The following is a 19136-nucleotide window of genomic DNA, read 5'->3' as shown; positions in this document are numbered from 1 at the left end:
TCGCCGGCTTGTCAGCAGGCGGCGCGGCGGCGATGCTGCGCGCGGACGAGGGAGGATGATCCATGAGGCCGATCCGCGCGCTGCTCGCTTTACCCGTGATGATCGCCGCACCGCCCGCGCTCGCGGACGTGCCGGCGGAGCGCACGATCCAGGTCACCGGCACCGCGGCGGTGCGGACCCCGCCCGGGATCGCGCTGCTCGTCGCCTATCTACGGGGCGAGGGGGCGACGCCCGAGGCCGCGACGCGCGCCATCGCGGACAAGCAGCGCGCGGTGGGCGACGGCGTCGCGGGTTTCCTCGGCGCAGGCGCGGAGATCAGCACGAGCGAGGTGATCGTGATCGAGGCGCGCGGCGCGGGCTGCACCGACCAGCGAGGCTATGGCAGCCAGCCGCGGCTGAGCAGCGGCGACTGCGCGGTGGTCGGCTATATCGCGACGATGCAGACGAGCGTCCGCACCCCGGCCGTCGACAAGGCCGCCACCGCCGCCGCGCTGGCCGCCCGGCTCGGCGCGAGCGACGCGCGCGTCACCGGCTTCCTGCTGACCGACCCGCAGGCGGCGCAGGCGCGCGCCAACGCGGCGGCGTTCGAGGACGCGCGTCGGCGCGCCTCGGCGCTGGCCGGCGGGGCGGGGGTGCGGCTCGGGCCGATCACGTCGGTGCGCGACCAGGCGAGCTACGACCAGGTGATGTACGGGGCGATGCAGCGCGCCGCGGTGCCGCCGCCACCGCCGCCGCCCGCGCCCCCCGCGGTCTCGACGGTGACGCTCGACACCCGGCCGGCACCGATCGAGACGCGTGCCCAGGTCTACGTCACCTACGCGATAGCGGGCTGATCGGACGCGCTGTCCTACCCGCACTCGATCTGGCAGATCCTGCCGGCGACGGGGCGACGGAGAGAAGAGAATGCTCAACCATGTCATGGTCGGATCGAACGACCTCGCGCGATCGGCGCGCTTCTACGACGCGGTGCTCGGCGTGCTCGGCGCTCCCCCGGCGCGGCGCGACGTCGCGCCGAGCGGGCATGAGCGCCTGTTCTATCGCCACGACGGCACCATGTTCGGGGTGAGCCAGCCGATCGACGGCGCGGCGGCGACCGTGGGCAACGGCAGCACGGTGGCCTTCCGCTGCGACTCGGCCGAGCAGGTGCAGCGCTTCCACGACGTCGCGGTCGCGCACGGCGGCACCTCGATCGAGGACGCGCCCGGGCCGCGCCAGACCAGCGTCGGCCGCGCGGTGCTGGCCTATGTCCGCGATCCCGACGGCAACAAATTGTGCGCGGTGAGCCGGGGATGACCGCCTATGTCGCGCTGCTGCGGGCGGTGAACGTCGGCGGCAGCGGCGCGCTGGCGATGGCCGAACTGCGGCGGCTGTGCGAGGCGGCGGGCTTCGCCGCGGTGCGGACCTATATCGCCAGCGGCAACGTGGTCTTCACCAGCGCGCTCGACGCGGCGGCGGTGAAGCGGCGGCTGGAGGCGGCGCTGCACGACGCCATGGGGCGGGAGGTAGGTGTCGCGGTGCGCACTGCGGCCGAGCTGGCGGCGGCGCTCCGCGCGTCGCCCTTCGCCGACGCGCCCCCGTCGACCACCGTGATCATCTTCCTCGACGCCGCGCCGCCGGCCGACACGATCGAGCGCGCGGTGGCGCCGGACGGCGAGCGCCTCGCGCTCGGCGAGCGCGAGATCCATGTCGCCTACGGCGCCGGCATGGGGCGGTCGCGGCTCAGGCTGCCGGCCGCGGCGGGAGGGACCGCGCGCAACGTCAACACCGTGGCCAAGCTGGTGGCGATGGCGGCGCAGGCGGCCGCCGAGTGACGCGGAACGCGGCGCCACGCGTCGTGAGACCCCCGCCGCGCGCCGGCCCGGGCGCGCTCCGGTCGACTCGACAGGCGCGCCATCGGCGGACGCGAACCCCGCCAGGGACTCAACATTCGCAACATTCGCGCCCCTTCCAAGCCCGGGGCGCAGCCGCTACAGGCCCGCCATGGAGCATCCCGACAGCATCCTCATCGTCGATTTCGGCAGCCAGGTGACCCAGTTGATCGCGCGCCGCGTGCGCGAGGCGGGGGTCTACAGCGAGATCGCGCCGTTCCAGTCCGCCGCCGCGGCGTTCGAGCGGATGCGGCCGCGCGGCGTGATCCTGTCGGGCGGCCCGGCCTCGGTGGTCGACGAGGGCAGCCCGCGCGCGCCGCAGTCGGTGTTCGACTCGGGCGTGCCCGTGCTCGGCATCTGCTACGGCCAGCAGGTGATGAACACCCAGCTCGGCGGCCGCGTCGAGAAGGGCAATTCGGGCGAGTTCGGCGAGGCCTATGTCGAGGTCGACGCCGCCTGCGGGCTGTTCGACGGGCTGTGGCAGGCGGGCGAGCGGCACCAGGTGTGGATGAGCCACGGCGATCACGTCGCGGCGCTGGCGCCGGGCTTCGCGCCGGTCGCCTCGTCGAGGGGCGCGCCCTTCGCGCTCACCGCCGACGAGCAGCGCCGCTACTACGGGATGCAGTTCCACCCCGAGGTGGTCCACACGCCGGACGGCGGCAAGCTGATCGCCAATTTCGCGCGCCACGTCTGCGGGCTGGCGGGCGACTGGTCGATGGCCGAGTTCCGCGCCACCAAGATCGCCGAGATTCGCGCGCAGGTGGGCGCGGGGCGGGTGATCTGCGGCCTGTCGGGCGGGGTCGACTCGGCGGTCGCGGCGGTGCTGATCCACGAGGCGATCGGCGACCAGCTCACCTGCGTCTTCGTCGACCACGGCCTCCTGCGCGCCGGCGAGGCGGATCAGGTCGTCGGGCTCTTCCGCAACCATTACAACATCCCGCTGGTGCACGTGAACGCGGAGACGCTGTTCCTCGGCGGGCTGGCGGGGGTCACCGATCCCGAGGCCAAGCGCAAGTTCATCGGCAAGACCTTCATCGACGTGTTCGAGGACGAGGCGCGCAAGATCGGCGGCGCCGAGTTCCTCGCGCAGGGCACGCTCTACCCCGACGTGATCGAGAGCGTGAGCTTCACCGGCGGCCCGTCGGTGACGATCAAGAGCCACCACAATGTCGGTGGCCTGCCCGAGCGGATGAACATGAGGCTGGTCGAGCCGCTGCGCGAGCTGTTCAAGGACGAGGTGCGCGCGCTGGGCCGCGAGCTGGGCCTGCCCGACGCCTTCGTCGGCCGCCATCCGTTCCCGGGGCCGGGCCTGGCGATCCGCATCCCGGGCGAGGTGAGCAAGGAGCGCTGCGACATCCTGCGCAAGGCCGACGCGATCTACCTCGAGGAGATCCGCGCGGCGGGGCTGTACGACACGATCTGGCAGGCGTTCGCGGTGCTGCTGCCGGTGCGCTCTGTCGGCGTGATGGGAGACGGGCGGACGTACGATTCGGTGCTGGCGCTGCGCGCGGTGACCTCGACCGACGGCATGACGGCGCAGGCGTTCCAGTTCCCGGGCGATTTCCTGCCGCGCGTGGCGACGCGGATCATCAACGAGGTGAAGGGCATCAACCGGGTGACCTACGATTACACCTCCAAGCCGCCGGGGACGATCGAGTGGGAATGACGCGGGACGAGCGAGCGGCCGGGGGCTGCCCGCCCGCGTCATTCGGCGGCGCGCGCCGCCGCGCGGGGATCGGCGCACTCGGGGCCGGCCCGCTCGAGGTGGATCGTGCTCCGACGAATGCCGGAGCCCCGGGCCAGTCGCAGGACGCGCGCGGGCTCCCGCGGGCGCAGGAGTCCGCGGGCGTCTCGCGCGACTGGCAGCGGAGATCGACGAGGAGAGCGCCCGCGATCCGGATCGCGCTTCCTCTCGCCGCGGCCGCGCTCGCGCTCCCCGCCGCGCCGCTCGCCGCCGCGAGCGACGATCCCCCCGCGTGGACCCGGCCGCGCCCCCCGCTGCGGCTGATCGGGCCGATCACCTATGTCGGCACGCGCGGGCTCGGCGCCTATCTCATCCGCACCAGCGCCGGCGCCATCCTGGTCGACGCGACGATGGCGCAGAACGTCCCCGCGATCGAGCGCAACATCCGCTCGCTCGGGGTGCGGCTCAGCGACGTCAAGCTCATCCTGGTCAGCCACGCGCATTACGACCATGTCGGCGGGCTCGAGCGGATGCGGCGCGACACCGGCGCGCGCGTGCTCGCGGGCCGCGGCGACGTCGCCGCGCTGCGCGCCGGGGTGCCGCCGGGCGAGACCAACTACGGCGTCCGGCGCTTCGCCCCGGTCGCGCGCGTCGCTGCCGTGAAGGACGGCGAGCGCGTCACGCTGGGCGACGTCACGCTGCGCGCGGTGGCGACCGCCGGCCACACGCCCGGCTGCACCAGCTGGGTGATTCGCGTGGTGGATCACGGGCGCCCCCGCGAGGTGGTGTTCGCCGGCAGCATGACCGTCGCGGGCAACCGACTGATCAACAACCGCCGCTACCCCTCGATCGTGCGCGACTATCGCGCCACCTTCGACCGGATGGAGCGGCTGCGCGCCGACGTCGTGCTGCCGATGCACCCGGAAGCGGCGGACGTGTTCGCGCGGGCGCGCTCGGGTACACTGGTCGCGCCGCGGCTGCTCGGTGACATGGCACGCGCGGCGCGAGGCGATCTCGAGCAGACGCTGCGCGGGCGGACGCCCTGAGCAGCGTTGCGCCGGCGCGGCGCATGGGCTTGAGTGCGCGCGGGTCGCACCGGCGCCGGCCGACGATCGGGCGGCGCGGACGAGAAGGAGAGACACGATGCGAAATCTGACGAAGGCCGGCATGGCCGCGCTCGCGCTGACGCTGGCCGCGACGCCCGGGCTGGCGCAGCGCGGCGCGGCCGCGACCAACACGCTCAGCGCCAAGGAACGCGCCGCCGGCTGGACCTTGCTGTTCAACGGCCGCGATCTCACCGGCTGGCGTTCGTTCAAGGGCGGTGCGCCGACGCCGTCCTGGGTGGTACGCGACGGCGCGATCGAGCTCACCGCCGCGGGCGGTCACATGAGCGGCGCCGACCTCGCCACCGCCGAGATGTACGGTCCGTTCGAGCTGACGCTCGACTGGAAGGTGGAGAAGGGCGGCAACAGCGGCGTGATCTATCTCTCCCGCAACGTGCCCGGCACCAACCAGAGCTACGAGACCGGGTTGGAGATGCAGGTGCTCGACGACCAGGGGCATCCCGACGGCAAGATCCCGTCGCACCGCGCCGGCTCGCTCTACGACATCACCGTGCCGCCGGCGGGCGTGTCGCGCCCGGCGGGCAGCTGGAACCACGCGCGCCTGCTGGTCGAGCCCGGCCGCATCCGCCAGTGGCTCAACGGCGTGCCCACCGCCGACGTGTCCTACGGCGACGCCGCGTGGAAGGCGCGCGTGGCCAAGTCCAAGTTCGCCAAGATGCCGCTGTACGGCACCTTCACCAGCGGCGTGATCGCGCTGCAGGACCACGGCGAGCCCGTCGCCTATCGCAACATCAAGGTGCGGCGGATCGGCGCGGCGCGCTGATCCGGCGCCGGGGCAGTGGCCGCGCGCGGCGCTGCCCCGGCGCACCACCCGGAACGATCGCCTTCCCCCGGGCTTCTGAGCGGCATGGCTCTGTTTTATTTTCAGTTCGCCGGCCGCGAGCGGGACGCGACCGGGATCGAGTGCGACGATGTGGCGGAGGCGCGCAGCGAGGCGGTGCGCCAGCTCGGCGGCTATCTCTCCGAGCACCCCGGCTATGCCGAGGAAGGGCATTGGCGCGTGACGGTGGAGGATGCGAGCCGTCGCCCCTTGCTCAACGTGATCGTCGCCACCGTGGGCGTGCGCGGCGCGCCCGACGAGTGAGGCGGCGCGGGCGACGTATACGGTCGCGCGAACGAATCCTTAAGTACGAGTGACTTAGAAGTGAGCGACGGGGTCGTGGACCTCATGTCGCCGATATCTCCGCGAACGGGGAGGGGCGATCGGCTTTCCCCGCTCGCCGCGCGCGCCAGCGACGCGTCGGGCCCCGACGCGGTCGCATGCGCATGACGAACTTCTCCTGGTTGACCCGTCTGGCGCGCGATCGCGGCGCGAACGTCGCGGCGATGATGGCGGTGGCGATGATCCCGCTCGCGGCGCTCGCGGGTTCGGCGCTGGACGTATCGCGCATGTACGTCGTCAAGTCGCGGCTGCAGCAGGCGTGCGACGCGGGCGTGCTGGCGGGGCGGCGGTTCATGGCGAGCGACGGCAGCGCGTCGCTTGACGCCACCGCGACCGCGCAGGCGAAGACCTTCTTCACCAACAATTTCGGTGCGGGCTATTTCGGCGCGACCAACCCGACCTTCACCCCGGTCAAGACGAGCGACCAGCAGGTGGCGGGTACCGCGACGGTGCAGGTGCCGATGACGGTGATGAAGATGTTCGCGATGGCGGCGTCGAACCTCACCGTGACGTGCAAGGCGCGCTACGACATCGCCGATACCGACATCGTGTTCGTGCTCGACACGACCGGCTCGATGGCGTGCCGCCCGGAGGACACGGACGCGCAGTGCAACAGCTACACCAGCGCCAACCCGGCTCAACCGTATACGCGTCCGAGCAGCGATCCGGACGCGATGCAGGGCTATCTCGGCTCGACGAGCTACGCCGTGCCAGAGACCACCGCCGGCAACGGCTCGCGCATCAAGGCGCTGCGCCAGGCGGTCAAGGACTTCGCCGCGGTGATCGCCTCGTCGGTGGATAGCAGCACGCGCGTGCGCTACGGCTTCGTCACCTACACCTCGACGATCAACGCCGGCAAGGCGATCTATCAGGTGTCTCCTGCCTATCTGCTGGGCGGTACGACGTCGGACAAGACGTGGTCCTATCAGACTCGCTCGTTCAACGGCGGCGAGGCGCAGGAGAGCGCGACCGGCAGCCCCAACTCGAAGTCGCAGACCGACTGTACGACGGTGATGGGCACGCGCTCCTACGGCACCGCCGGCACCTTCAACACCACCGCCACCGCGACCTACTCCGGCGGCCAGCTGTGGAGCAGTGGCAGATGCTACGGCAACGTCACCCGCAACATGGTGCCGACCTATGATTACGCGAAAAAGGAGCTGGACATCTCCAAGTTCCTCACGGGCGTGTCGGTCCCGGATCCGAGCAAGATCACCGGCGCGACCTCCATCTGGGACGGTTGTATCGAGGAGCGCTATACCCAGGCGGGCACGACCGACTTCACCTCCGACTCCTATGATCTCACGCCGGAGCTGATCCCTACCAGCGATGTGAAGACCCGGTGGCGGCCGATGTGGGCCGACGTCGAGTATAACCGGACGAACTTCAACGGGGAGACCGGCAACGGCGAGGATCATAACAACCTCGGTGGCGCCAGTCGGCGGCAGCTCGGCTATTATTCCTGCGGCAAGCCGATCCATCGCCTGTCGGCGATGACGACCTCGGAGATCGCCAATTACGTCGATGCGCCCGACTTCAAACCGCTCGGTGGCACGTATCACGATACGGGCATGATCTGGGGAACGCGGCTGCTCAGCTCCGCCGGCATCTTCGCCGCGGACAATACCGGCCGCACCGGCCAGCCCGCGCCGCGTAAGGTGATCGTCTTCCTCACCGACGGGGACATGTCGCCGAACGCCTCGTTGTACGGCCTCTATGGCGTGGAGAGCCTCGACCGCCGCGTCAGCAACGGCGACACCGGCAATCTCACCAACTATCACAACGCGCGCTTCCTCTACGAGTGCGGCCGCGCGCGCCAGCTCGGCATCGACGTCTGGACCGTCGCGATCGACACCAGCTCGAGCGACCAGCTCACGCAATGCGCGCGCAACAGCTCGCAGGCGCTGTACACCACCACCGGCAGCGGGCTGACCGCGATCTTCCAGAAGATCGCCAAGCAGGTGGCGATGCTGCGGATCGACCAGTGAGCGCGCGCGCGCGCCTCGGCCGCGACCGGCGCGGCGTGAGCACGATCGAGTTCGCGCTGCTGGCGCCCGTGCTGTTCATGGTCGTGCTCGGGCTCTTCGACCTCATGTACGGCGTCTACGTCCGCTCCGTGCTGGAGGGCGCGGTGGTCAAGGCGGGCCGCGACAGCGCGCTGGAGAACAACGCCGCCGACCAGGGCGCGATCGACGCCAAGGTGCGCACGATGCTGGCGTCGCTCGGCGGCGGCATGACGATCACCACCGCGCGCAAGAGCTACGCCAGCTTCTCGCTGGTCAAGCCCGAGGCGTTCGACGATCAGAACAGGAACGGCGTGCGCGACGCCGGCGAGTGTTTCGACGACGTCAACGGCAACGGCGTGTGGGACGCCGATCCCGGCGTCGGCGGGCAGGGCGGTGCCAACGACGTCACCAACTATACCGTGACGCTGACCTACAACCGCATCTTCCCGATGGCGGCGCTGCTCGGCTGGCCCAAGGTGCAGTCGCTGTCGGCCAGTACCCTGCTCAAGAACCAGCCGTACAAGACGCAGACCAACACCGTGGTGAAGTCGATATGCACCTGAGCCTCGCCCCGCTCGCCGCACGGCTGCGGCGCGACCGCTCGGGCGTGTCGATGATCGAGTTCGCGCTCACGCTGCCCGTCGTGCTGACGCTCGGCTGCTATGGCATCGAGACGAGCAACCTGGCGCTGACCTCGCTCCAGGTGAGCCAGATGGCGCTCAACCTCGCCGACAACGCGTCGCGCGTCGGCAGCATGCAGAGCGACAACTCGACCCAGCTGCGCGAGGTCGACATCAACGACGTGCTGACCGCGGCGCGGCTCCAGGGCGCCAAGCTGGGGCTTACCACGCGCGGCCGGATCATCGTCTCCTCGCTGGAGGAGAACAACGGCAAGCAATATATCCACTGGCAGCGCTGCCTCGGCACGCAGGGTGGCGCGGCCAACGACTCGCACTACGGCACCACGCCGACCGACGCCGGCACGCAGAGCGGCAGCGGCTATGCCGGTACGGTGGTGACGGGCATGGGCAATCCCGGCGCGCAGGTCACCGCGCCGCCGGGCACCGGGGTGATGTTCGTCGAGGTCAACTACCTCTACAACCCGATCATCAGCAGCCGCTGGCTGAGCGCGGGGGTGCAGCAGATGCGCTATACCGCCTCGTTCATCGTGCGCGACCGGCGCACCTTCGACCAGATCTACAATCCCGCGCCGGCGGCGCAGCGCTACACCTGCGACCGCTACACCGCGTCCTGAACCGGCGTGACCGCGTAGCGCAGGTGGAGCGCGCCGTGGTCGAGCTGGTCCACGCCGAGGAACTCCAGTCGTACCTTGCCCTTGAGCCCGGCATCGCCCGCGACGATCGCGCGGCTGTCGCCGCCGTCGAGCGCGGGTGCGAGCACGAGCTCGAAGTGGTCGACCAGCCCGGCGGCGAGGAAGCTGCCGTTCACCCCGCCGCCGCCCTCGAGCAGCAGGTGGCGCGCGCCGAACCGCTCGCCCACCATGTCGAGCGCGGCGGCCAGGTCGAGCTCGCCGTCGCGCTCGTCCACGACGACGTACGACACGCCGTCGCCGACCAGTTCGGCCAGGTGTCGGTCGGGCACGTCGGCGCCGAGCAGCACGATCACATGGTCACCGTGCAGCTCGCCGGCGGTGAAGTGGAGCTTGCCGCCGCGGTCGAGCGCGATCGCATAGGGTCCGCGGTCGCGCGCGACGTGGAGCGGGCGCGGCGGCGCGCCCGCGCCGGCGGGCGGGTGCGGCTCGCCCTTCGCCATCTCCGCCATGGTGACGCGGCCGACGATCCAGCCGTCGGCGTCATGGCGGTCGTGGATCGCCTCATAGGCGCCGGTCCAGTCGGCGGCGGTGCCGTCGGGGCTCTCGGTCCAGCGGCTCGGGTGGAGGCGGCCGTCGAGCGAGCCCGCCATCAGGCAGGTGAGGCGGGGGCGGGTCATGCCGCCGCCTCGCCGCGATAGTCGGCGTCGCCGACCGGCTCGAGCCAGGTGACCGCGCTGCCATCCTTCTTCTCGGCGATGGCGACGTGCGTCATCGCGGTGTCGGGCGCGGCGCCGTGCCAGTGGCGCTCGTCGGGCGCGAAATAGACGATGTCGCCCGGGCGCACCTCCTCGATCGCGCCGCCGTCGCGTTGCACCCGGCCGCGGCCGGACGTGACGAGCAGCGTCTGGCCGAGCGGGTGCGTGTGCCAGTTGGTGCGCGCGCCGGGCTCGAAGGTGACGGTGGTGCCCGCGAGCCCGCCGCTCCCCTCGAAGGGCATGTCGAGCCGAACGGTGCCGGTGAAATAGTCCGCCGGGCCGCGCGATGAGGCGATGGCGCCGCTGCGTGTGATCTTCATGGGATGGTCTCCGCGAGGATGATGCGCGCACAACGCCGCGCGCGCGCACCGTCTCCGTCATCCCACGATGAGCGGCTCACCGCGCGGCGATGAGCCGCGTGCGTCAGCGCGCCGCGCCGGCGTCCGCCGCGGCGTTCACGCCCGCCTGCGCGAGGTAGCGCGGCGCCACTCGCGCGTTCGCGCGCTGCTCATAGGCATAGCCCGCGCCGAGCACCGCCTGGTCGCCGCCGCGCGTGGCGATGAAGGAGAGCCCGACCGGCAGCCCGTCGGCCAGGCCCATCGGCACGGTGAGATGCGGGTAGCCCGCGATCGCGGGCAGCTGCGACGCCGACGGGCCGCCATATTGGTCGCCATAGACTCGGTCGCTCGGCCAGGCGGCGTCGTAGCTCGGCTCCACCAGCAGCGTGGCGCGCGCCTGGCGCAGCATCGCGTCGATCCCCTGCGCGCCGGCCAGCCGCAGCGAGGTCGCGCGCGCGGCGCGATAGGCGGGGTCGTCGAGTCCCTTGGTCTGCTCGGCGGCCTCGAACAGCTCCTGGCCGAAATAGGGCATCTCGGCGTCGGCGTGCGCGCGGTCGAAGGCGATCACGTCGGCGAGCGTGCGCGTCGTCACCCCCGCGGGGGTGGTGGCGAGATAGGCGTTGAGATCGGCCTTGAGCTCGGTCTTGAGCACCAGCAGCTCGGCCTCGCCGAGCCCATCGAGCTTGGGCGGCGTGACCTCGACCAGCTCGGCGCCCGCCGCGCGCAGCACCGCCAGCGCGGCGTCGTAGCGCGCGGCGAGCGCGGGGCGCAGCTCGGGTGAGCGGATCACCGCGACGCGCGCGCCGCTCAGCGCGCTGGTGGAGAGCGCGGCGGCATAATCGGTGGCGCCACCCGTCATCGCGCCGAGCAGCAGCGCGGCATCGCGCACGCTCCGCGCCATCGGGCCGGGCGTGTCCTGGCTGTGGCTGATCGGCACCACCCGCTCGGCACTGACCAGCCCCAGCGTCGGCTTGAGCCCGACCACGCCGTTGGCGGAGGAAGGGCAGGTGACCGAGCCGTCCGTCTCGGTGCCCACCGCCGCGGCGGCGAGGCTGGCCGCGACCGCGGCACCCGAGCCCGAGGACGAGCCGCAGGCGGTGCGATCGAGCGCATAGGGATTGCGCACCAGCCCGCCAGCCGCGCTCCAGCCGCTCATCGAGCGGGTCGAGCGGATGTTGGCCCATTCGGACAGGTTGGTCTTGCCGAGGATCACCGCCCCCGCGGCGCGCAGCCGCGCCACCATCGGCGCGTCGCGGCGCGTCACGTTGCGCGCGAGCGCGAGGCTGCCCGCGGTGGTGGCGATCGGGTCGGCGGTCTCGATATTGTCCTTGATCAGGATCGGCACGCCGTGGAGCGGCCCGCGGACGCGGCCGGCGGCGCGCTCGGCGTCCAGCGCGCGCGCCTGGGCGAGCGCGTCGGGGTTGAGCGCGATCACGCTGCGCAGCGTCGGGCCCGTGCGGTCGATCTCGGCGATCCGCGCGAGATAGGCGCGGGTGAGCGCGACGCTGCTGGTCCGCCCGGCGGCGAGCTGCGCGCCGAGCTGTTCGAGCGACACTTCCTCCACCTTCGGCGCCGCGGTCGCCGGCCATGCCAGCATGGCCGAGGCGAGAACCATCGCCGTCATCGTCGCGCGCATCAGCTGCCCCTCACCCGTTCGCCGACATCCTGGCGCGTTCGCGGCCATCAGGGCAAGCGCTCCCGCGATCGGGCGAGATGGACTTCCGCTCCCCAGCGGCTAGGTACCCCGACGACCGCGCCCCGGCGCGTCCCCATCTCCCGCAGCGGAGCCGCGCATGAACGACGACCTTCGGGCCCTGATCCGCACCATCCCCGACTTTCCCAAGCCCGGCATCCAGTTCCGCGACATCACCACGCTGCTGCTCGATGCCGCCGGCCTCGCGGCCTGCGTCGAGCGGATGGTGGCGGCGACCGAGGGGCCGGTCGACCTGGTCGCGGGGATCGAGGCGCGCGGCTTCCTCTTCGCCGCCGCGCTGGCGGTGCCGCTGCGCGCCGGCGTGCTGCTGATCCGCAAGGACGGCAAGCTGCCCGGCGCGACCATCGCCGAGGACTATGCGCTCGAGTATGGCAGCGACCGCATCGCGATCCACGCCGACGCCTGCGCGCCCGGCGCGCGCGTGCTGTTGGTCGACGACCTGATCGCCACCGGCGGCACCGCGCGCGCCGCGGTGCGGCTGCTGCGCAAGGCCGGCGCCGCGGTGCGCCAGGCGCAGTTCCTCGTCGACCTGCCCGAGCTGGGCGGCGCCGAGCGGCTGCGCGCCGAGGGCCTCGCGGTGAGCGCGCTGGTGGCGTTCGAGAGCCACTGAGCCGCACTGGAACTCGCGCCGGGCCCGCGCCGTTGGCATCGCACCGGCGGCGCGTATTCGCCGCTTCCTCCGGTGTATGGAGTGTTCCGATGAGATGGACCCACATCGTCGCCGCTGGCCTGCTCGGCGGGCTGGCGGCCATGACCTCTGCCTGCTCGACCGGCTATGGCTATAGCGGGGTCGGCTTCGGCGTCGGCAGTGGCGGCTATTACGACGAGCCGTACGGCAGCTATGGCTACGGCGGCTACGGCTATGCGCCGAGCTATTACGGCTGGAACGACGGCTTCTATTATCCCGGCACCGGCGTCTACGTCTACGATCAGTATCGCCGCCCGTACCGGTGGAACGGCAACCAGCAGCGCTACTGGCAGCAGCGCCGCTACGGTTACCACGATCGCGACGTGCGCGACAATTGGCGCGACTTTCGCCGCGACGTCGGGCGCGAGCGGCGCGACTATCGCGGCGACCTGCGCACCAACCGCGACGCCTATCGAAGCGGCACGATCACGCGCGACCAGTTCCGCCAGGGGCGAAGCGACGCGCGGCAGGAATATCGCGGCGATGTGCGGCGCGAGTATCGCGAGCTGCGGCGCGAGAACCGGGCGGAGGGCTATCGCACGCCGCGCCCCGGCCGTGGGGCGGGAGAGCGCGGGCCGGGGCCCCGGCGCGGGGAGCGCCCGCGCTGACGGCTCAGTTGTGCTTCTTCAGGCCGCGCACCCGGTGCCAGACGTAGAAGGCGATCGCCGCGACCAGCACCACGCCGATCGCCGCGTCGGCGCGGTGGAAGAACGCCTTCAGCCGCGGGTCGCTGTTCCACTTGTCGCCCAGCGTCATGCCGATCCAGGCGAGTAACAGGCAGAACGGCCAGGAGCCCAGGAAGGTGTAGAGGTGGAAGGGGATCAGCTTCATCCGCGCGACCCCGGCGGGGAAGGCGATGAAGGTGCGGACCACGGGCAGCATGCGCCCGATCAGGATCGCCCAGCCGCCCCAGCGGTTGAAGAAGCGATCGGCGAGGTCGAGCTCGCCCGGGCCGACGAGCACGTAGCGGCCGAACTTCTCCGCCATCGGCCGACCGCCACGTCGCCCGATCTCATAGGCGACGACCGAACCGATGTTGCACCCGATCGCCCCCGCGGTCGCGGCGAGGAACAGGTTCAGCTCGCCGGTGGAGACGAGATAGCCCGCGAACGGCATGATGATCTCGGACGGCAGCGGGATGCACGCGCTCTCGATCGCCATCAGCAGCGCGATGCCGAGATAACCGCCGCGGGAGATCACGGCGATGGCGAAGCCGGCGAGCGCGGCAAGGATCTTCTCGACCATGATGCCGCGCTTGCGTCACGCGGGTGCGAAAGGGAAGCGGCAAAGTGGAACCGCGTTGTTCAGCAACGGTTCGACGCGCATGACCGATCTCACGCTCAACGACGGCCGCGCCATGCCCCAGCTCGGGCTCGGCACCTATCAGATCCCCGATTCGCAGGTGGCGACGGTGGTGCGCGCGGGGCTCGATCTCGGCTTCCGTCTCGTCGACACCGCGGCGCTGTACCACAATGAGCGCGGCGTCGGCGAAGGGCTGGGCCACGACGACGTGTGGCTCACCACCAAATTGTGGCACGACCAGCACGGCGACGCCGAGGCGGCGCTCGACGCCAGCCTGGCGCTGCTCGGGCGCGACCACGTCGACCTATATCTGATCCACTGGCCGCATCCCGAGGGCGAACGTTACGTCGCGGCGTGGCAGACGTTGGTCGAGCTGCGCGAGGCGGGCAAGGCGCGCTCGATCGGCGTGTCCAACTTCCTGCCCGAGCATCTGGACGCGATCATCGACGCGACCGGCGTGGTGCCCGCGGTCAACCAGATCGAGCTGCACCCGACTTTTCAGCAGCGCGAGGTGCAGGCGTACAATCGCGAGCGCGGCATCGTCACGCAGAGCTGGTCGCCGCTCGGCCAGGGCGAGACGCTGCGCGACGAGCGAGTCGTCGCGATCGCGGAGCGGCTCGACGCCACGCCAGCGCAGGTCCTTATCGCCTGGCACCTCGCCAAGGGGCTGGCGGTGATCCCCAAGGCGGGGAACCCGGAGCATCTCGCGAGCAACTGGCAGGCGACCGAGTTGCGGCTGAGCGAGGAGGACGTCGCGGCGATCGACGCGATGGACGATCCGGATGGCCGGATGGGGCCGGACCCGCGCGAGCTGTGAGAGCGGCGTAAAATCCTCCCCGCTTGGCGGGGAGGGGAACCGCTCGCCATAGGCGAGTGGTGGAGGGGGCTCGCGGCAGACGCGCCGTTCCGTGTGCGGCGATCCCCCTCCACCACCGGCTCCGCCGGCGGTCCCCTCCCCGTCCCGGGGAGGATTGCTGTTCGGATCACCCCAGCGCCGCGTGCGCCATCCGCAGATCCTCGACGAAGCGCTCATACTCGCTCGCCTTCGCCGCCTCGTCGGGGAGGCGGAGGAGGTAGCTCGGGTGCACCGTGATCCACGCCGCGCCGCCGTCGGGCAGCCGCTGCTCACGACCGCGCTCGCGCCCGATCGTCATCACCTTGCCGAACAGGCTGCGCGCCGCGGTGGCGCCGAGCGCGACGGTCACCTTGGGGCGCAGCAGCATCTGCTCCTGCTCAATCCACCAGCGACACGCCTCGATCTCACCCGCGTCGGGCTTGGCATGGATCCGTCGCTTGCCGCGCGGCTCGAACTTGAAATGCTTGACCGCGTTGGTGACATAGGTCTCCGCGCGGGTGATCCCCGCGGCGGCGAGCGCGCGGTCGAACACCTGACCGGCGGGACCCACGAACGGGTGACCGGCGAGATCCTCCTGGTCGCCGGGCTGCTCGCCGACGAACATCATCGTCGCGTCGACCGGACCCTCGCCGAACACCGTCTGCGTCGCCGGCTTGTAGAGGTGACAGCGCGTGCACGCCGACGCCTCGTCGCGCAGCGCCTCCCACGCCGCCTGCGCGTTGTCGCCCACCGCACTCTCCCGCGCGCGCGCCTTGTCGATCATCCCGCTCTCCCGTGCCTGCGCGCTCGCCAGCAGCTGCGGCACCAGCGCGGTCTCCGGCATGTTCTTCCAGTATTTACGCGGCATCTCCCGCAGCATCGTGCCGACCTTGACGCGCGCGGGATTGAAGATGCTGGCGTAATAGGTCTTCCACACCTCCTCGATCGGGTCGCCCTCGGGCGCGTCGCCGCGCGCCGCCGGCGGCCCCTCGTGGAGCGCCGCGCCGTCCCAGTGGAGCGACAGCTCGGGCGTCAGGATCGACCACCGCATGCTGGCGAAGCGGTTGACGAAGAAGGCCGCGTTGGCGCGCACGATGTGGTGCTCTGGCTCAAACCAGGCGACGTAGCGGTCGCCGTCCGCCTCGGTGACCGAGCGGAAGCGGACGAAGGCGCGCATCTTGTGGATGTCGCGCCGCACCGACTTGGCGAGCGTCTCGATCCGGCGGACGAGCGGGTCGGCGTGATCGTCGGTCAGCCGCGGCATGTCGCGCAGCCGCCACAGCATCGCGTAGAGCAGCGCGAAGCGCTCCGGGTCGCGGTGCAGCGCGGCGCTGTTGGCGAGATCGAGGAAGGCGCGCGGCACCCGCATCGCCGGCGCGGTGGCGTCGTGACGCGGGGCGGCGGGCGGCTCGGCGACCGCCGCGGCGAAGAGGTCGGTGGCCGCGGCGCCGACCTGCCACACGACCGCGTCGGGCGCGACATGCTCGGCGAGCAGCGCGCGCGCCGCGTCGCGCCAGCCGTCGACGTCGTCGGGCGCGGAGAGGGTGACGACGCGCAAGGCTAGCGCACGTCCGAGCCACTCCCCGGGAGGGGAGGGGTAGGGGTGAGAGCTCTCCGCGAGCGCTGCTTCCGCGGCGACGGCGCGCCCCCGGCCCCTCCCCTGAAGGGGAGGGGAGAGGCAGGCGTCTCCTCTGGACGAGATCGGACAATCACCCCGCCACAGCGCGCCACCGCGACGATGCGTTTCACCCGCGAGTCACTCTCACGCGGCGAACAGCTCCAGCTGCTGCGTCTTGACCTTAGGCGCCACCAGCGGCTTGAGCTCGGCGCGGTCGGCGAGCACCACCGGCCGCCAGTCCTCGCAGACGATGAAGGGCCGCACCCGCGCGATCGAGACGGTGAGCCGCGCCACGTCGTCGAGCCGCAGCCGTCGCCAGCGCCGCGCCGCCAGGATGCTCTTCACCGCCTTGGTGCCGAGCCCCGGCACGCGCCACAGCAGCTCGCGCGGGGCGCGGTTGACGTCGACCGGGAAGCGGTCGCGGAACTTGAGCGCCCAGGCGAGCTTGGGATCCACGTCGAGCGGCAGCATGCCCGTCGCCTCGTCCGCCGCGGCGACCACCTCGTCGGTCGAGAAGCCGTAGAAGCGCATCAGCCAGTCCGACTGATACAGGCGGTGCTCGCGCATCAGCGGCGGGCGCTGCAGCGGCAGCACCGCCGAAGCGTCGGGGATCGGACTGAACGCCGAGTAATAGACGCGTCGCAGGCCGAAGCGGTCGTACAATGTTGACGCCTTGCGGACGATGTCGCCGTCGGTCGCGGCGTCGGCGCCGACGATCATCTGCGTCGACTGGCCCGCGGGCGCGAAGCGCGGCGCGGACTTGTAGCGGGTGCGCGCGTCGGCGGTGTCGGTGATCGCCGCCTTCATCTCGCCCATCGCCCCCTCGATCCGCGCCCCGTCCTTCTCGGGCGCGAGACGGCGGAGGCCGCCGACGGTGGGCAGCTCGACGTTGATCGACACGCGGTCGGCGTACAGCCCGGCCTGGTGGACCAGCTCGGGATCGGCGTCCGGGATCGTCTTGAGGTGGATGTAGCCGCGGAAAAGATGGTCCTCGCGCAGCGAGCGCGCGACCTCGACCAGCTGCTCCATCGTGTAGTTCGAGGTGTTGATGATGCCGGAGGAGAGGAACAGTCCCTCGATGTAATTGCGCCGGTAGAAGGAAAGGGTGAGGTTCACTACCTCCTGCGCCGTGAAACGCGCGCGGCGCACGTTCGAGCTCTTGCGGTTGATGCAATAATGGCAGTCGAACACGCAGCTGTTGGTCAGCAGGATCTTGAGCAGCGAGATGCAGCGACCGTCGGGCGCATAGGCGTGGCAGATGCCCATGCCCTCGGTCGAGCCCAGCCCCTTGCCGTCGGCCGAGGTGCGTTTGGCGGTGCCGGACGACGCGCACGACGCGTCATACTTCGCCGCGTCGGCGAGGATCTCCAGTTTCTGGCGGACGTCGAGCTGCGCCATGTGTTCGATCTATGTTCACTCGCCCCGCTTGTCGAGGGCGAAGCGACCTGCCATGGATCAGTCCCGTGCGCAGGATCATCGATCGGCTCGGGCCTAACGGACCCTATCTCGCGCTGGCGCTGACCTGCCTCTTCGGCTGGGGTTTCAAGGCGCATTGCGGCGCCGCCTGGAGCGGCGGCGAGCAATATGTCACCGGCTGCTACAGCGACGCGGTGCCCTTCTGGGGCCAGCGCGGGCTCGCCGCGGGGCAGGTGCCCTATTTCCAGGCGCGGATGGAATATCCCGTGCTCACCGGCGGGCTGATCTGGCTCGAGGCGCTGCTCGCGCGTCTGATGGCGGGGACGCGCGCCGATGCCGCCGACTTCCTCAACGCGGTCACACTCGGCAACGCGCTCCTCGCTTATGCCGTGCTGGAACTGATCCGCGGGACGGGGGCGAGCCTATGGCGGCAATATGCCTGGGCGCTGGCGCCCCCGCTGGTGCTGTACCTCGGCCATAACTGGGACCTGCTCGCCGTCACCTTCGCGGTCGCGGCGATGCGGGCGGCGTCGCGCGGGCAGGCGCCGCGCGCCGCCGCGTTCGCGGCGCTGGGGGGCGCGGCCAAGCTGTTCCCCGTCCTGCTGCTGCCGCTCCTGGGATGGGGCGCGCTGCTGAGCGGTGGCGACGGCGCGGCGCGCGTCCGTCGCGCGGCGCTGCTGGCCGTGATCGCGGTCGGCGCCTGGGGCGCGGTGAACCTGCCGGTGGCGTGGCTCGCCTTCGACCGTTGGCGCGAGTTCTACGCTTTCTCGAGCGAGCGCGGCGGCACCGCGGCGAGCCTGTGGGAGCTCGCGGATCAGTTCGGCTGGTGGCGGACCGACGTGGCGACGCGCAACCTGTGGTCGCTGCTGCTGTTCCTCGGCGGCGCGGCGACGATCGTGGCGGTCGGCTGCCGCCGCCACGGCGCGCGACCGTGGCTGCTGTTCACCCCGGTGCTCGCCTGGTTCCTGCTGACCAACAAGGTCTACTCGCCGCAGTTCGACCTATGGCTGTGGCCGCTGCTGGTGCTCACCGCGACTCGCGCGCGCCCGCTCGCCTTGTTCCTGCTCGGCGACCTCGCGGCCTATTTCGCCGAGTTCTGGCTGTTCGCGGGCTGGGAGGGGGCGGCAATGTCGGCGACGCAGGCGGACGTGCTCGTCGCCGCGAGCGTGCGCGCGGTGGCGCTGCTGTGGCTGATCCACGCCGCGGTGCGCGATCCCGCGCCGGGATGGGTGAGTGGGCAGGGGGTGGTCGAAGCAGGAACGACGCCGAAGCAGGTCGAAGCGCGCGCTCTCCGCGGAACCGTCATCCCCGCGGAGGCGGGGATCCAGACACGCTGAGGTCGCGCCTCTCGCA

At 71.5% G+C, this 19136-nt stretch carries 20 protein-coding genes; 14 read left to right on the top strand and 6 right to left on the bottom strand.

The genetic code is table 11. From position 1 onward, the window contains the following. The first annotated feature begins 62 nt into the window (after positions 1–62). From KZ813_RS09030 to KZ813_RS08985, 10 genes are all read left to right on the top strand, one after another. On the top strand, positions 63–833 hold the full coding sequence (locus KZ813_RS09030) for an SIMPL domain-containing protein (protein ID WP_219754657.1): 771 nt from the start codon (positions 63–65) through the stop codon (positions 831–833). Positions 834–903: 70 nt separating this feature from the next. Next, positions 904–1293: a VOC family protein gene (locus tag KZ813_RS09025; protein WP_219754656.1), complete on the top strand. Its 390-nt coding sequence runs from the start codon at positions 904–906 to the stop codon at positions 1291–1293. After that, positions 1290–1811, top strand: coding sequence for a DUF1697 domain-containing protein (locus KZ813_RS09020; protein ID WP_219754655.1), 522 nt, complete (start codon positions 1290–1292; stop codon positions 1809–1811). The genes KZ813_RS09025 and KZ813_RS09020 overlap by 4 nt, the downstream gene beginning before the upstream one ends. A gap of 169 nt (positions 1812–1980) precedes the next feature. Beyond that, positions 1981–3534 (top strand): glutamine-hydrolyzing GMP synthase, encoded by a 1554-nt coding sequence (guaA, locus tag KZ813_RS09015; protein WP_219754654.1) that lies wholly within the window; start codon positions 1981–1983, stop codon positions 3532–3534. Further along, on the top strand, positions 3531–4598 hold the full coding sequence (gene bla / locus KZ813_RS09010) for a subclass B3 metallo-beta-lactamase (protein ID WP_219754653.1): 1068 nt from the start codon (positions 3531–3533) through the stop codon (positions 4596–4598). The genes guaA and bla overlap by 4 nt, the downstream gene beginning before the upstream one ends. A gap of 97 nt (positions 4599–4695) precedes the next feature. Continuing rightward, a complete protein-coding gene (locus tag KZ813_RS09005) occupies positions 4696–5439 on the top strand; it encodes a 3-keto-disaccharide hydrolase (RefSeq protein ID WP_219754652.1) in 744 nt (247 codons plus the stop codon). An 84-nt stretch (positions 5440–5523) separates the two neighbouring features. Continuing rightward, positions 5524–5760, top strand: a complete 237-nt coding sequence (locus KZ813_RS09000; protein WP_219754651.1) for a DUF6894 family protein — start codon at positions 5524–5526, stop codon at positions 5758–5760. A 182-nt stretch (positions 5761–5942) separates the two neighbouring features. Beyond that, entirely contained in the window at positions 5943–7826 is a 1884-nt protein-coding gene (locus KZ813_RS08995) for a TadE/TadG family type IV pilus assembly protein (protein WP_258046607.1), read from the top strand. Positions 7827–7861: 35 nt separating this feature from the next. Continuing rightward, positions 7862–8407: a TadE family protein gene (locus tag KZ813_RS08990; protein ID WP_308461841.1), complete on the top strand. Its 546-nt coding sequence runs from the start codon at positions 7862–7864 to the stop codon at positions 8405–8407. Next, complete coding sequence (locus tag KZ813_RS08985) at positions 8398–9099, top strand: TadE/TadG family type IV pilus assembly protein (protein WP_219754648.1); 702 nt, start codon at positions 8398–8400, stop codon at positions 9097–9099. Before KZ813_RS08990 ends, KZ813_RS08985 begins: the two co-directional genes overlap by 10 nt. Here KZ813_RS08985 and KZ813_RS08980 read toward each other — a convergent pair. From KZ813_RS08980 to KZ813_RS08970, 3 genes are all read right to left on the bottom strand, one after another. After that, positions 9084–9794 (bottom strand): RibD family protein, encoded by a 711-nt coding sequence (locus KZ813_RS08980; RefSeq protein ID WP_219754647.1) that lies wholly within the window; start codon positions 9792–9794, stop codon positions 9084–9086. The two genes, KZ813_RS08985 and KZ813_RS08980, sit on opposite strands and share 16 nt — an antisense overlap. After that, positions 9791–10192, bottom strand: a complete 402-nt coding sequence (locus tag KZ813_RS08975; RefSeq protein WP_219754646.1) for a (R)-mandelonitrile lyase — start codon at positions 10190–10192, stop codon at positions 9791–9793. The genes KZ813_RS08980 and KZ813_RS08975 overlap by 4 nt, the downstream gene beginning before the upstream one ends. A gap of 103 nt (positions 10193–10295) precedes the next feature. Beyond that, entirely contained in the window at positions 10296–11834 is a 1539-nt protein-coding gene (locus KZ813_RS08970; RefSeq protein WP_258046606.1) for an amidase, read from the bottom strand. A 169-nt stretch (positions 11835–12003) separates the two neighbouring features. Here KZ813_RS08970 and KZ813_RS08965 point away from each other — a divergent pair, with 169 nt between their 5' ends. Together KZ813_RS08965 and KZ813_RS08960 are read left to right on the top strand one after the other, a co-directional pair. After that, complete coding sequence (locus tag KZ813_RS08965) at positions 12004–12534, top strand: adenine phosphoribosyltransferase (RefSeq protein ID WP_219754644.1); 531 nt, start codon at positions 12004–12006, stop codon at positions 12532–12534. Between the two features lie 89 nt (positions 12535–12623). Further along, positions 12624–13220, top strand: coding sequence for a hypothetical protein (locus KZ813_RS08960; protein WP_219754643.1), 597 nt, complete (start codon positions 12624–12626; stop codon positions 13218–13220). Positions 13221–13224: 4 nt separating this feature from the next. Here KZ813_RS08960 and KZ813_RS08955 read toward each other — a convergent pair whose 3' ends face one another. Then, positions 13225–13857 (bottom strand): DedA family protein, encoded by a 633-nt coding sequence (locus KZ813_RS08955; protein ID WP_219754642.1) that lies wholly within the window; start codon positions 13855–13857, stop codon positions 13225–13227. 79 nt (positions 13858–13936) lie between these two features. Here KZ813_RS08955 and KZ813_RS08950 point away from each other — a divergent pair, with 79 nt between their 5' ends. Then, positions 13937–14731, top strand: coding sequence for an aldo/keto reductase (locus KZ813_RS08950; RefSeq protein ID WP_219754641.1), 795 nt, complete (start codon positions 13937–13939; stop codon positions 14729–14731). 166 nt (positions 14732–14897) lie between these two features. Here the strand turns inward: KZ813_RS08950 and KZ813_RS08945 are convergent, their stop codons facing one another. Both KZ813_RS08945 and KZ813_RS08940 read right to left on the bottom strand, forming a co-directional pair. Next, positions 14898–16307: a UdgX family uracil-DNA binding protein gene (locus tag KZ813_RS08945; RefSeq protein WP_219754640.1), complete on the bottom strand. Its 1410-nt coding sequence runs from the start codon at positions 16305–16307 to the stop codon at positions 14898–14900. Positions 16308–16511: 204 nt separating this feature from the next. Beyond that, positions 16512–17765 (bottom strand): putative DNA modification/repair radical SAM protein, encoded by a 1254-nt coding sequence (locus KZ813_RS08940; protein WP_219754639.1) that lies wholly within the window; start codon positions 17763–17765, stop codon positions 16512–16514. 65 nt (positions 17766–17830) lie between these two features. Between KZ813_RS08940 and KZ813_RS08935 the strand changes: the two genes are divergently transcribed. After that, complete coding sequence (locus KZ813_RS08935) at positions 17831–19120, top strand: glycosyltransferase family protein (protein WP_308461840.1); 1290 nt, start codon at positions 17831–17833, stop codon at positions 19118–19120. The last annotated feature ends 16 nt before the right edge of the window (positions 19121–19136 follow it).

Origin of the sequence: Sphingomonas folli, from assembly GCF_019429525.1 — a bacterium.
Taxonomy (GTDB): Bacteria; Pseudomonadota; Alphaproteobacteria; order Sphingomonadales; family Sphingomonadaceae; genus Sphingomonas; species Sphingomonas folii.
Note: the sequence above shows the minus strand (reverse complement) of the source record. Positions and strands in the feature narration are given on the sequence as shown.